Below are 14,422 nucleotides of genomic sequence, written 5' to 3'. Positions count from 1 at the left end.
TTAAAATAATTAAAAAATAGTTATTAAATAAGTTAAAAATAGATTTAAAATAATTTTTTCATGCGAGGAGAGAATTTTTTAGTATCAGTATATGTAGGGTGGAAGTGGGTGGAGTATGGGCTTGGGTTTGGGCTATGGTTTTCGAATAACTAGTCTGTAAAGACCAGCGCTGGTTGCGATTACTAGAATTGCAACCACGACTGAATTAGCAACATGAACATCTGTCTCTGCCAGAACTTCGCCACTAGTGCTGGTTGCTGCTGGTGAGTTGTCTGAAGTAGTGTGTGGCATTGGAGTAATGCTGCTTGCAGTGTCATCAGTGGTGGCTATCGGTTGGACTGCAGTATTACTAGTAGCTAGTACTGCTTGTTGCTGCGGAGTGCTCGAACGTGGTGGTTCTTGAGTGTTGATGGCATTGTCAGTGTCGTTGTTGTTGTTTGCTTCTGGCATGTCTGTTTCTGGCTCCTGTTGTTCATCGATGTCATCGATGATTATCGTCTGCGCTGACGAAACAGCTCGTGCGGAGCCATTGGCAGACTCGACAGTAAAGCTGTATTCAATTCCCGGCTCAAGGCCCGTTAACAGCGCGCTGTTCGACTCAGGGCTGGCTAGATACACTGGGTAGCCATCTTGATCACGGATTACAAAAGCCTCAAAGCCATAGGCGGGAGTATCGTTACCTGTTCCAGTTGTAGCAATAACCGGAGCCGGAGCAGCATCAAAGCTCCAGCTTATTTCCACAGAAGTTGCATCAACCGCCTCAACCGCAACATTAAATGGCGCAGGTGGAGGTATCGGCTTCTGCTCATGTTCGCCAACTTCAACCCACGGTGAAGCATTTCCAATAGGGATCCATATTTTTCCATACCCAACGGTAACAGGGCGCGCAACCTGTACGTTGATTGATCCTTGGTATGGTTGCTCGTAGGAATATGTCAACCTCGGTACTTCAGTAAATTCATCAATGATATTGTCGTTATTTAGATCCCAAAACCAATGCAGATCGTCCTCGTCTTTGTAGCGCCGTAGATCAGTTTGCTCGGCATTAAAAGTAATGCTCATAAGTGGATTGCCGTAATAGGTTTCACCAGCATATACCACAGGCTCAGACCTATATAAATCAACTAACTTGTCGTAACCACTAACATCACTAGCCTGTTTATTAGTTATAGCAACTCCACCAAGCCGCCTAGTTAGGTTTTGGTAGTATTTAAAAACTTGGCTAGGTCCACCCAGGTAAATTACATCAAGGTGTGCGGTATTTTGTTTTAGTAATTCAGTAACAATATAATCCTGAGCGTACGATGAAACGTTCGTGCCGAAAGTTTCGTATTGAATGCTCACACCACCGGTTATTAATACTATTCTCTGGTCTGTAAAGCTGCGCCAGTCTGTGCTTTCTAATGCATCACGTACAGCGTAGGCGCCACCGCCACTAAAATTTCCCGAATAATTTTCTGGCTGCAATGATTTAAGCGCATCCAGTATATCTTGTTGATTTTCCGTGGGCTCTAAAATACGCTGAGTCTTTTCTGGGTCATCTCTGTAACCAAATGTCACTATGCCAACTTGAGTATTAGAGTTGTTTGTTAGATTTACTATCCATTGCTGCGAATTGTCTTTGAAGGCATTTAGCCGGTTTGGGTGTTGCCGTAAGTCAATTGCTAGAATTATGTCTTTGCTGTGAGCGCGCAAATTAACAATATGGCTATTGCGGGACGAATCTATGTTCTGTGCGTATTCGGGCAAAGGAGCATCCTTCAAAAGAAGGTAGTTAGCGATTGCGTCTTTGGCCGCTTGAGTAGTGTAGCCGTGGCTATAGTTGCCGTGGGTTGCTTGCGCATTATCAATACCAGCTTTCTCTGCGATGGCGGACATGAAATCATTCTCACAAACTGGGTCAAATTGAAGACAGTAGGAAGTGGTTCGATACGAAATATCTTGCGGCACATATGGCACTCTTGCTTCGAGCGACCCCTGCTTCGCTATAGAGGTGCCCCTGTATATAACATTGGGGTCGTGGGAATTATATTTTGGATCCCCGAAAAAATTTACGGCTACAATTCTGTCTCTTACGGCAGGAGGTACCTTTGAAATAGTATCGCCAACTACATGAGCTCCTTGGGAATATCCAGCCACAATAAATCGACTATCAGGACAGCTTACGGAGAAGCCATTTAGTAAGCTAGTTAGGTTATTTACGCCCTCGGTTTGGCTTTCTCTGTATGCGCCCCACCATACTGCGCCAAATTCCGCGTTCACACTATTCCAAGATATCCCCGCTTCAACAGCTGGATAGGCAAGGTCAATAATTTGATACGGATTACCATCCGGCAATACACTGTTGATTGTCTGTTTGTAATCTTCATATTCTTTTTGGTTTTCCCTCGGGTCGTAGTCTTTTTCTAATGAATGTTTTTGGCCAGAACCACGAGCAAAGATCACATATAAATCCCGGCAACCACCCCCTTCAGCAGTAGTGACGGTCGTTGGAATTAACAAAAGCAATATTAAACTCAACTGCATTGCAGTGGACGATATTTTTTTAAAAATCATTTTTACAGACCCCAATATGCCCGATCAAGACTACAGCTTATTAAGTATGTGTTGTATCTTTCTTTGACCCCTATACTGCCATTACACCCATCGGCTGAAACACCATAGAAATTAGTATTTTGTGAATTTTCACTATCAATTTCTCTGCCAGAAAGTTCTAGCCGATTGATAATTGCATCAAAACTACTGTCATCTTCTGCCTCTAGTGTTTTCTTCACACTAAAACAAACATCCATGCAACTTGAGTTTCCATCAGTAGAATAATTTTCAACGGGTTCTAAGCCAGCATCTTTAATGATGGCGTCAACTTCGCTCACAAGTCTACTCTCGGTCCGAGCCTGATTAACGTGCATCAACACAACCAAGCCTAGAATTATAACTAAAAAGGCCACACCAATTACAAGCAAGCCTTTTTTACCAGTAAAATTTTGTGTGAGGAAATTTTTCATTGTCTATATTATATCAAATGTGTAGTTATATAAATAAATCGTATGTCGCATATCGCATATCGTATTTGGTATTTTTAAATAATCTCCCAACTTCTATCTTCTATCTTCCATGGTCTAACTTCTGCCGTCCATCATCTTTCTTCCATCTTCTGTCGTCTATCTACCAGCCACCACTTACCAAATACAAATTACTAACGAACAAGTACCTGCTTGTACGTTTCCAGCGTTTCCTGGGCCATTTTCTTCCAACTGTAGAGTTGAATTTGCTTCTTGCCGTTAGCTATTAAGTTCTTTTTTAGATTTTTATCACCAAGCACTTCTTTAATTGCACGGGCGATGTCTTCAACCTTGTTCGGGTCAAAGTAGTGAGCAGCGTCGCCGTAAACCTCTGGCAGGCAGGTTGCGTTAGACGAAATCAATGGGCAGTTGTAATGCATAGACTCCAGGCCAGGCAAACCAAAACCTTCACTTAAACTAGGGAACGCATAGGCCTGAGCATTGTTGTAAAGCCAAGCCAGCTGCTGGTCGGGGATAAAGCCGGTAAAGTGTACATCTTTGATGCCGTCATAGCGCACAAGCTCTTTTAGCTCCTCGTGGAACCGTTTTTCTTTACCAACAACCAGCAAATGCAGGTCGGGGTGTTTAGATTTAACAATGTCAAACGCCTGAATTAGCCGTTTTATGTTTTTATACGGCGTTACGTTACCCACGTAAAAGATGAATTTTTTGCCTTTCATGGGGCGGTATTCTTTGGGGGTAACGCTTAGTTTTTCGGCGGATTCATAGGTGACAGTAATGTTTGATGGGTCAACGCGGTAGCTGCGAACAATTTGAGTTTTAACAAAGCGGGTAGGAGTTACTACAGCATTGGCGCGAGTGGCCATAAACATCACGAGCCTAAAAACGCACCGTTTTACGTAGTCAACTACCGGGTGCCAGTGACGATGCTTAAAGTTGATCATGGTCAAGTCGTGAATAGTGTTAACGCGCTTGCCAAAATAAAACAGTGGGTATTGTGGCATCCCAAAGTGCACTAAATCGGGCTTTAAAGTCTTTAAAATTTTTTTAAGTTTAAATTGCTCGGCAAAACTAAAGTCGGCAATTGGTGTATGTACGATTTTAAAATTCTTTTTTGACGGCTTCCAATCATTGACATCACGCAGCAGAATAAAATATTCATTAACATCGTCGATCTCTTGCAAATATTTCAACAACCCCCGCAAATACCGCCCACTGGTAGAAGGCAGAGTTCTGGCGTCGATGGCTATTTTTGACATAGTTATAGTTTACAGTTTTCGTTTTACATTTCACAGTTAGTTATTTTTTATAATATAATTAATTTACAAATTTAAATGGGTGGTCATAAGAGGAGATAAGCATGGAAGAATTACAAATAGAAGACTTAAACCCAGGGTCATTTGCTGATTTTGTAAATAATAAGGGCTTAGATTTTGATGTGCTTTCTCCAGAAGATCACGCATCGCTATTAGAAGGATTTGGGAAGAGCCTCACGCAATATCGTGAAGCTCTAGCAAAGAGTCATGGGGTTGATCCAGATACTTTTCATAAGATGGGCCCAGCACGTTTGGCGCTGCAGGATTCTATTCAGCCAGTCGAGTAGAAGCGAAGGGCGGCTAAAGCCACACCGCTATGTTATGTAATTAACAATTTGCAGAAATGCACTTGCTGCCGTGAAAGGAGTCTCAGCAGACGAGTTGCGTAGCAATACTTCTGGCACTGAGCAAGAAGCCAAGAGCATTAGAGCGAATTGAGACTATGACTCAAAGCTATCATCTCAATTCATTAAGGGCTTAGCAGGTTGCTGAGTTTTCTTGCAGATTCTTTCCAAGAATATTTTTTAGCATTTTCCCAGCCGCTACTGATTAGTTCTTCCCTCAATTCCTTGTTATTAAGGATTAGTTCGATTGCTTTTGTGATTTCTTCAGTCTTGAAAGGGTCAACTAGAATTGAAGCTTTTTTGGTAGCTAGGCTTTTCATTGGCTCAATATTACTCGTAATAACTGGCGTTTTTGAAAGTTGCGCTTCAATTACCGGCAAGCCAAAACCCTCGTAAAGACTCGGAAAAAGAAGTAATTTTGCATTACTGTAAATAGAAGGAAGAAGATGGTCGGGCATATAACCGGTGCACAATACTGGCTTGTTATTGCTTCTGAGTTCATCGATTTTATTAATAATTTCTGAATTATTCCACCCTAACTTACCCACAATTAGCAAAGGGTGTTTGCTGGTTAGTTTGTGTGGCAACTTATCGAATGCAATTAATATATTGAGCAAGTTTTTTCGTGGCTCAATTGTCCCAAGCACTAAAATATAGTCTTGTGGTAATGTCTCGGATTTCCATTTTAAAATCTTCGTTTTATTCTGAAAAAAATCTCTGTTTACTGCATTTTCAACAACTTCAACTTTGTTCTTATCTACACTAAGTACTTCAATTACTCTACTCTTTGTATATTCAGAGACACAGATGACCTTTTTTGCCTTATAAGTACTTAAGGGCACAACTTTCGATAAATAGAGACGATTCTTTTCAGAAACTTCTCGGGGTCTATCTATATAGGCAAGATCATGAATTACAACGTATCCATTTTCACTGAAGTAAGGGAATTGAGCAAAATTAGTGTATAGAAAAGGTTGTTTTGTCTCATAAGCGCTTATAAATTTTGGGAAGGTTTTGTATATTAGCGTCCAAATTCTTCGGAGGAACGGTAGCCGTACGATTTTGCTGTTCGGAAAAAAAGTTTTAATTTGACTAAAATCATCATCGAGGAAGCCCACAAAGATATAATTAAAGTCTTTTAGCTGCGATAAAGATTTAAGTAATTCAATGGAATATCTACCCACGCCATCTGTATATGGGCGTACAAAGGGTGTAGCGTCTACTCTAATTGACTTCGTCATGTCTAGGAGTGTCTTAATTGATTTCCCATATGATCCCTGAAGGTTTTAAGAGTCCTTCGCGTTCGAGTTTCCATAGGTTTGGACTTTGCTCGTCCTCCACTAGTCTAAATTTTATTTTTATGTCGTGATGACGTGGGTCGCCAACCCATCCGGTGCCTCTCTTGTCTAAATCAAATGCTATGTAGTAAGTACCGGGCTTAAGTATATTTAAAGGAACACTCGCAGTGAGTTCATGTTTTCCTATATCTAGCGTTTCGAAAGTGTCCATTGGAGAGCTCCTAAAAAGCCGATTGTTGAAATCATCGAATAGGCTGAAGCCTACAGAAAGGTTTTTGCTGTTCTCTCGTACATCTACCTTCATTTTGACATAAATTTGATCGGAATGTGAAATACTGGCTTTAACTACCTCCTTTTTCTTTGCAGTCAACGAAATCTCCGTTGGGATAATTGGAAGTGAATCGATATAAATATCTTTGCCTTTAGGCTTGGTCCATCTGGTTGTAAAGTTTTTACTAATTTGTCCAACATATTCATCTATAACAGTATTGGTTTCACCGATTTTTATTAGTCTACCCTTATTTAAGTACGCTGCCCTATCGCATATAGATTTAATGGAGTTAATGGAGTGAGAGACAAATATCACTGTTTTACCCGAGTTAGCAGTATCATTCATTTTTTTAATTGATTTTTTTTGAAAATCTCTGTCCCCAACAGATAATGCCTCGTCAATTATTAAGATTTCTGGGTCTAATTGGGAGGCAATCGAGAAACCAAGCCTAACTCGCATTCCTGACGAATAATGCTTAATTGGTTCATGGATGTAGTCCCCTATATCTGCAAAACTTATAATATCATCGATATTTGCTTCTATCTCTTTACGAGACATTCCTAATAACGAACCATTAAAATATATATTTTCGAACCCTGTTAGCTCGGGATGAAAACCAGTTCCTACCTCTAAAAGACTAGAAACTCGACCTCTTAATGATGCCGTTCCAGTAGTAGGGGAAATTACTTTAGAGAGGATTTTCAAGAGGGTGGATTTACCTGCACCATTAGGCCCTATAATGCCTAGAGTTTCACCTTTATACACATCAAAGGAGATGTCGTCGAGCGCCCAGAAGATATCTTCGTCGTTCGATGACCCTTTATTAACAAAGGACTTTGATATATTGCTTATACTGACTGCTACTTCTTTCCTCATAATGCATCCACATAACTGTTAATTTTTTTCTTATAAAATAGAATTGAAAATACCACTACTAGAATGCTAGTTACGCCACTAAGAGCCAAAAAGCGTATATCAATAGAGGCTGGACTATAGAAACCATCTCTGAAAGCCGTGATTAAAGGCGTAAGGGGGTTTAGTTGTGCGAGAAGTTGGAGTTTTTCTGGTAAAAAGCTTATAGGATAAAAAATAGGGGTAGTGAAGAACAAAACTCTTATTATAAATGGCATTACCAACTGAGCATCTCTATATTTTAAGTTTAAGGTACCCATAAAAAGACCAGCTCCAAAAAGCAATGTAGCCATCAGGAACAAGAGCGGAAACATAATAAGAAGACCCAATGGATTAAAGTTATTATCAAGTAATAGATTCAAAATTAAAAAAAAGCTAAAAGGAAACAAGAAGTCTATTAATCCAACTAACACCATGGAGAGAACGGGTATGAAGCGGGGTATGTAAATTTTTCTTAGTAAGCTTGCATTTGAGACCAAACTAGTAGTTGCAGAGCTGATATTTTTTTCAAAATATGACCAAATGATCAAGCTCGCGAATACGGACAGAGCGGGGCTAGTGCCTGGATGACCGAAATCAACACTGAATCCGCGAATTATTATTACGCTAAGAATTATCATGTAGATCAAAGGTTGTATTACCGCCCAAACCACTCCGAGGTGAGTCTGCTTATACCGTATCTTAAACTGACGCCATGTAAAAAAATATATAAGTTCCTTATTTTCAGTTATCTCTTTCTTTATTTTAGGAGAATCATTCGAAGAAACGTGAGTAATTTTTAAGTTATTGCTGTTAACCATTTACAGCCACCAGCATAGCCCAATCCTCATTCCCAGCGCTACTTTTAAGATCTTCATATTTCCTGAGCTCTATAAGTTCTCCAGAAATATGTTTTATCGCGTAAACCTTATCAAAATCTCGCGCTATATCTTTAAAGAAAGCCTCCGAATCGCTGTATGCATTTATCGTAAACTCTAAAAATACTGTTAGTTGCGGGTTGTTTTTTATAGTGTTTTTCATGCCTTTGTATGCTTCAACTTCATGGCCTTCCACATCAAGCTTTACTAGGTTGACCCTTGTTAAGCTATTAGTTTTACAGTAGTCATCTATCGTTATAGTTTTAACCTTAACGATATCTTCAACTTCAAAGTCTACCTTTGTATAAGTTTTTAACTTGTCTGCTGGGTTTAAGCTTGAGCTCCCCCATATATCTCTCAAAATATGAAGATCAACCTTCTTATTAGATTTAAACGATACTGCTTTTTGACAAATTTTAGAATTTTTTAGCAGCCCATTAATAGACAGTGATTTATATATAAGAGGAGTAAGACTAGGATTTGCTTCTATAAAATGGAGATTATTGTCAGTATTATTATCAAGATCGGCACCCGCTATAATTCCAAAATACCCAAAATTTGCGCCTACATCAATTACAACAGAATCTTTTTTTACGAAAGTCCGCCAAACTTTAGTTATCTCGGGCTCCCAAACACCTTCAAACATGAGTGAAGGTGATGTTGAAATATCTCTTGTATCAACTACTATCTTTTGACCCGTATATAATTGAGCGACCGACTGATTATTACCAATATAATGAGAGGTTGAGTTTTTGACCCTATCTAAATAAAAAAGTACTTCGTTTAGCTTTTCTTCAATCTTCTCATTTGAATTGTTCGAGTTAACTAACGATTTAGTTAGTTTTTTCATGTAATCAATGTTGCTCATATTGCCTTTTGTCATTTAAAGCATATTCCTTTTATTGTCTTAAATTATTTAAAGCCCGCTCGAGTCGTTCCTGGAATTTATTTATCGTGAATTTTCTTGCATTTCTAGTGCCTCTATCAATTAGATTTGTTCTTAAATTGCTATCTGATTCGATTGTACAGATTTTGCTTAAAATCTCATTTGCATCCCGCGGTTCATCGATAAATAATGCAGCGTCCCCTGCTGCTTCTTTTAAAGCGCCCTTTTTGCTTGTTATGACAGGCACACCGTTTTGCTGGGCTTCAATTATCGGGAGACCGAAACCTTCATACAGTGAAGGAAAAATAAAAGAGTATGAATTCGATAATAGCGTGTACTTATCACCTTCACTAACGTAGCCAGTGAATATAATTTTCTCTTGAACATATGAAGTTAGAGAGTTGTATTTTTCATATATTTCCTCTATCCCATATCCAGCACCACCTACTAATACTAACTTCTTTGTTATCCTATCTCCACCCAGCGCGTAGCTATCCAATAGTGTAGATATATTTTTTCGCTTCTCTATAGTAGATATGAATATATGATACTCTTGCGGTTTTAAATTCAATGTTTCCAGAATGCTTGTTTCTTTGGTTTTATCATTTGAATTGGATGCTGCTCCGTATAAGACGTTGACTTGAGCATTTTTCTTTATTTCTAACACCTTACTTTTAGTATCTTCTGAATTCGCTAGTATTAAGTCTGATTCGGTAACAGCATTATAAAACTGCTCTGCATACCGTGTAGGGGTGTTGTTATCTGGGGGTGTCTCAAGTAGCTCAAACGGCATGGAGTCGTGGATAAAATGAACTAGTTTAGCTCCTTTCACATCCTTTTTACCGATAATAGAAGGACTTGCTACAACAACTAAGTCTATATTGAATTTTTTAACCAATCTACGTATTTGAATTTTTGGTATTAACGGGATATTTCGAGTTAAGAATTGGTAAACATATGGTGACTGAACTACGTAGGATAGTTTATGGGCAATTGACTGTTCGCTCGACAAATATTCTTGTTTAATTTTAAAATGAAGTGGCTTAAAAATTTGTCCAGCTATAATAGATTTAAGTAAATTTCTTTTTCGATACCCGCCTTTTATAAAGTATCGAAAACTTCCTCTTCCTTCCTTAAGGTAATGCTGTAAGTGTAAATGAAGAATTTTGTCTTGCAGTATTTTAGATTCAGAAAACACATTGGTGGCAGGAAGACCAATTAATATTCCGACTTCATCTCCATTACTACTAGCAGAATCTAGCAAATGCTTAAGTATAAAGTTTATACCTCTGGGTTTTTCTTCAATGTCTGGTGATATAAATAATATTTTCATACAATACATTGTAGCAACCCTCAGAATAATAGGAAGGTAATTAATTTTGAAAAAAATCAACGTTCTCGTAGTTTCTGCGTACAAATACGGCAATGCGGGAGATGACATATGCGCTCTTTCTACTAAGTATGCAATTTCTAAAGCTGCAACAACCATCGGAAAAATTGAAATTACTAGCCCTCCTATAGCTCAAAATTTATTAAAGGATAAGACTGTTGTTGTTCTAGGGGGCGGAGGTTTAATTTATGATACCGATAAAGCAAATGTAAAAAACTATATGGATTATTTTAAATTTGCTGAACCTCGTACAATAAAGGCAGCGATTTCAATGGGGGTGCAGGGCATAGCTTCTGACTATGGCAGAGAGCAATATAAGAAATATCTGTCCAAGCTGGATGTACTTAGTGTTAGAAGTGAATCAGATAAAGCGCTATTGAATGAAATAGGCATCAATAACGCCGTTACAACGCAAGATATTGCTTTTTTAGCAGATAACTGGCTTCCAAAATGGAGTAGCCCAAGAAAATACCTTTATCGCAAGAGAAAACCTATCATCGGACTTTCATTAGTTGACTTAAAAAAAGTAAAAGGCGAAAGTTTTAAAAAGTTTATAAGCAATTTCGAAAAAATTATTGATGATTTCATTAATAGAAACAACGATAAATACGATTTCTGGTTCTTGCAGCATTCGGGAGACGACAAAGGATATATCGACAGACTCAAATCAAAACATAAAATTACAGTCATTAACTATAAGAGCCCGAAAGATATTTCAAAACTGTGGTGGGCGTATAAACAAGTTGATTATGTAATAGGTGTGCGTTTTCATTCAATTATCTTAGCAATTCTTGCAAAGAAACCTATTTTACCCATAGGTTCAAAAGGTGGTAAACAATATAGACTTTGCATGGCAGACGATAAAGTTCTTAAAAAACAATACGTAGACTTAAATCAGTTAGACGATTTAAAAAGAAAATTGAGTCTTTTTTCTGATCCTGCTGTCAGACTAGAGGCTGCTGAAACATCCAAAGTAAAAGAGCTGCAGATTCTTGCGGAGAAAAACGTAGATCTGTTGAAGGCTGCACTAAGAGGTGCAAATAAATGATTCATGAAAATGAGGTCAGAAGAAAACCGATCAGTAGCGTTAACAGATGCAGTCAAAGTATCTCCATTAAGATTATGTAACTCTCTTCTGTGAAGGGCTTCTTCCTGCTAAATGTAGTAATAATGTTCATGTGGCAATTTTGGTTTTACTTAACCCAAGACTATTTTACCGATGATGTTGGATTCCAGAAGTTAATTATGAATAGCGAACTCTTTGACGGTAGTGACATCAAAATTCGAGCGAACAGTTATGTATTTAAGCTTCCGCTTTTATCTTAAAGCCGCTAAAGGAGTTAATGACAGCACGACTCCACATAAATAAGTATTAATAAGAACTAGTTATTTTTACTCTATGTTGATTCGGAGATTAAAATCGGTGTATGGGTAAGCAAAATTTGCGCCCTCGAAAAGTGGCCTAAAATACTCAAAATAAGTGCCTTGATTAATATCAGAAGGTGCTGTGATTAAAAATCTAAATCTTGCAATTTGACCAGGCTTCACTACGTTTTGAGTTGGCGACAGCGTAATTCCGTCTGCTTCAAATACCTGGTCAATAGTTAATGAGGGTCTTGCTCTGCCATCAAAGCTGTCATTGAAGGGGCTTATCCTATTTGTTGGTTTAGCAGTTGCTAAAACAAACGGACGAGTTGAGCTGTCTGGACGTGATGTGAAGTCATACCATGTAGTATTTCCAGTGTTTTTATATCGTACTGCAGCAGCGACTGTTTCGCCGGACGTTAACTCTACGCTAGGAGTGTGCGCAACTTCGATATATGCGTAGGTGCTTTCTTGTACATTTATACGTATTCTGTTGCTGGGGGTACTAAATTCAAATTTAGCTCCTTCAAATAATGGCTTAACCCACTCATCGTAAATGCCAGGTTTTATGTTTTCGGGAATATTCAAGATGAATCTAAATCTTGCAATTTGACCAGGCTTCACTACGTTTTGAGTTGGCGACAGCGTAATTCCGTCTGCTTCAAATACCTGGTCAATAGTTAATGAGGGTCTTGCTCTGCCATCAAAGCTGTCATTGAAGGGGCTTATCCTATTTGTTGGTTTAGCAGTTGCTAAAACAAACGGACGAGTTGAGCTGTCTGGACGTGATGTGAAGTCATACCATGTAGTATTTCCAGTGTTTTTATATCGTACTGCAGCAGCGACTGTTTCGCCGGGTTTGCCGGACAGATTTAAACTACTACCACCGAAGGACGCGGAATATTTTTTTTCTAGAATGTTAATATTAAATTCAAATGGATCCGATATATTCATGCGGTTATCGAGTCTAGCGGCTAAGATTTCTGTGAAAGCACCAGGTTCAAAGTCCTCGGGTATTGATATTCTAACTACAAATCGCCCTATTTCGTTTGTTTCAATAGTGTTTTGATCTTCAGAGAGTGTAACCCCGTCACTCTCATAAACTGAATGCAATACTGAAGTTGCCTTTGTTTTTGACTCATAGCTACCTGAGACAGTACTATTCCTCCCAAGTGGGCTAGTGACAATCCTTACCTCGTCGCTGCCATTAGTTCCAGCTTCGTGTAAAGTGAATGCACCTGTATTTTTAAGCCTGACTGCAAAAGCCCTTTCTCCTCCCTCAACTATATCTACGGTCGGAGTAATGTTTACTTCAGTCAGTGAATAGTCATCAAGTCTAGTTCCGCCAAACCACTCATTGAAAGTAAACCAAAAATTTCTGTTCCCATAGGCTCCACACGAAGCGGTCCCAGGGTAGTTGTTTAAGGCTGCTTGGTTTGGCTGGTAAGGAGTGTAATTATATAGAGCCGCTGTGACTGCTGTTTGAATGTTTACAGTCGAGCCGCCACAGGACGCGCTAGGGTTGTACTGGATGTAGCGATTACCAACTGCAAAATTGTAATTGTCCGGGTAGGTTAGGTAGCGTCTAAATTGCCAAGCAGCTTTATTTATTTGATTCGCAAAGCCATAGTGGCTCTCGTCGCAGTTAGCGGAGTTATTAGGGCCAGAGTCCGGACACGCGTACCCCATGGCACGGTCGAACTGGCGCTCAAACGGCCATGCATCTGTGACCAAGGAACTTTCTTTTTGCAAGGTTACTAGTAGCACCTGTGGATTTATGTCATGGTCTTGTGCAGCTTGCCAAATAATCTCTGCAGCTGTTTTGCCGCCAGAAACTGAACCGCCACCGTAATTATTTACTTGTGTCGTTGGATTTTCGACATAATCTTTTAGGCAGGTGAACGGTGTAGGGTTGCCTTTATACTGACCATATTCCCAGCGTTCTTGTTTTCCGTCGCCATCATAATCGGGTGCATACCAAGGTGATGTTCCAGTTCCGTTAACATCACAATTTGGCATTTTTGCGTCTAAGAAAGCTTGGATTTCATTTACGTTCATGGCGGTTTTGTCGGTAAAAACTGCGTCGTCAATTATGCGCCCTGCCTCAAAGTCACTGGGGTCTACAGCATTTACTTGCCCGTAAAATACAAGCGAAGTTAATGTTATGACTAGTGTGTAGAGTATCGGTTTAAACATTACTGAACCTCGAACTCGAGTGAATTAGATCTGCTTTCTGAAGTGTTTGTTTTGTAAGTAATCTCTGCGCTATAGATTCCGTTACTTATTTGCGGCTGTTCAAAATCAAAACGACAGTCATATTTATTAACGTTGAATATTGGGTCGGCGGTGTATTGGCTGGTTTGTGATGCGTTGCTTATTTCTAAAATACACTGGCCATTTTTTGTTGTCTGGGCAAATGCCGAGGCAACGATTTTGTTTCCTCGGTCTTCTATGAACGTAAGTACTACGTTAATATCGTCCTTTGCTTCTGACGGTTCGTTAGTAGTTTGGTTAGTTTTTTCATCTGTATTCGATTCTGAATCTGAATTTTCGATCAACTCTTGCTTAAGTCGGTCTGCTTGCTCTTGGTCTTCGTCGGTTGCCGGAGAGTAATCGATGGTTTGATCAGTTTGAGTAACCTCAGATTCGTTTTTATTATCAGTTCGCGCAGAATAGTAGAGGTATGTGGTGGTGAGTAAAACAGCCAAAATTGCACTGGTCAAAATTAGTTTAGTTTTCATTAGTAGATTAGTCCGCTTA

Annotated in this window: 11 protein-coding genes and 1 pseudogene; 2 read left to right on the top strand and 10 right to left on the bottom strand. The window is 39.2% G+C overall.

Annotated elements, in window-relative coordinates; translation table 11 throughout:
• Window positions 1–132 precede the first annotated feature (132 nt).
• The 3 genes from EYO12_03770 to EYO12_03760 form a co-directional block, all read right to left on the bottom strand.
• Complete coding sequence (locus EYO12_03770) at window positions 133–2,556, bottom strand: cutinase family protein (protein HIA92203.1); 2,424 nt, start codon at window positions 2,554–2,556, stop codon at window positions 133–135.
• Between the two features lie 2 nt (window positions 2,557–2,558).
• Entirely contained in the window at window positions 2,559–3,005 is a 447-nt protein-coding gene (locus tag EYO12_03765; GenBank protein ID HIA92202.1) for a hypothetical protein, read from the bottom strand.
• A gap of 191 nt (window positions 3,006–3,196) precedes the next feature.
• Window positions 3,197–4,282: a glycosyltransferase family 1 protein gene (locus EYO12_03760; GenBank protein HIA92201.1), complete on the bottom strand. Its 1,086-nt coding sequence runs from the start codon at window positions 4,280–4,282 to the stop codon at window positions 3,197–3,199.
• 101 nt (window positions 4,283–4,383) lie between these two features.
• Between EYO12_03760 and EYO12_03755 the strand changes: the two genes are divergently transcribed.
• A complete protein-coding gene (locus EYO12_03755) occupies window positions 4,384–4,626 on the top strand; it encodes a hypothetical protein (protein ID HIA92200.1) in 243 nt (80 codons plus the stop codon).
• Between the two features lie 182 nt (window positions 4,627–4,808).
• Here EYO12_03755 and EYO12_03750 read toward each other — a convergent pair whose 3' ends face one another.
• From EYO12_03750 to EYO12_03730, 5 genes and pseudogenes are all read right to left on the bottom strand, one after another.
• Window positions 4,809–5,924, bottom strand: coding sequence for a glycosyltransferase family 1 protein (locus EYO12_03750; protein HIA92199.1), 1,116 nt, complete (start codon window positions 5,922–5,924; stop codon window positions 4,809–4,811).
• Between the two features lie 508 nt (window positions 5,925–6,432).
• Window positions 6,433–7,128, bottom strand: a pseudogene (locus EYO12_03745) (ABC transporter ATP-binding protein).
• A complete protein-coding gene (locus EYO12_03740; GenBank protein ID HIA92198.1) occupies window positions 7,125–7,964 on the bottom strand; it encodes a hypothetical protein in 840 nt (279 codons plus the stop codon). Before EYO12_03740 ends, EYO12_03745 begins: the two are co-directional and overlap by 4 nt.
• Entirely contained in the window at window positions 7,957–8,904 is a 948-nt protein-coding gene (locus tag EYO12_03735; protein HIA92197.1) for an FkbM family methyltransferase, read from the bottom strand. The genes EYO12_03740 and EYO12_03735 overlap by 8 nt, the downstream gene beginning before the upstream one ends.
• Before the next feature lie 16 nt (window positions 8,905–8,920).
• On the bottom strand, window positions 8,921–10,396 hold the full coding sequence (locus EYO12_03730; GenBank protein ID HIA92196.1) for a glycosyltransferase family 1 protein: 1,476 nt from the start codon (window positions 10,394–10,396) through the stop codon (window positions 8,921–8,923).
• Between EYO12_03730 and EYO12_03725 the strand changes: the two genes are divergently transcribed.
• The gene (locus EYO12_03725; protein ID HIA92195.1) at window positions 10,284–11,345 is read left to right on the top strand and encodes a polysaccharide pyruvyl transferase family protein; all 1,062 of its coding nucleotides are present in this window, start codon (window positions 10,284–10,286) and stop codon (window positions 11,343–11,345) included. The genes EYO12_03730 and EYO12_03725 overlap by 113 nt on opposite strands.
• A 344-nt stretch (window positions 11,346–11,689) precedes the next feature.
• Here EYO12_03725 and EYO12_03720 read toward each other — a convergent pair whose 3' ends face one another.
• Window positions 11,690–13,858: a hypothetical protein gene (locus EYO12_03720; protein ID HIA92194.1), complete on the bottom strand. Its 2,169-nt coding sequence runs from the start codon at window positions 13,856–13,858 to the stop codon at window positions 11,690–11,692.
• Window positions 13,858–14,403, bottom strand: coding sequence for a hypothetical protein (locus EYO12_03715; GenBank protein ID HIA92193.1), 546 nt, complete (start codon window positions 14,401–14,403; stop codon window positions 13,858–13,860). Before EYO12_03715 ends, EYO12_03720 begins: the two co-directional genes overlap by 1 nt.
• Window positions 14,404–14,422 lie beyond the last annotated feature (19 nt).

Source organism: Candidatus Saccharibacteria bacterium (assembly GCA_012965045.1).
In the GTDB taxonomy this organism is placed as follows: Bacteria; Patescibacteriota; Saccharimonadia; order Saccharimonadales; family DTSZ01; genus DTSZ01.
The sequence above is the reverse complement of the archived record's forward strand: the minus strand, read 5'-3'. Positions and strand labels throughout refer to the sequence as shown.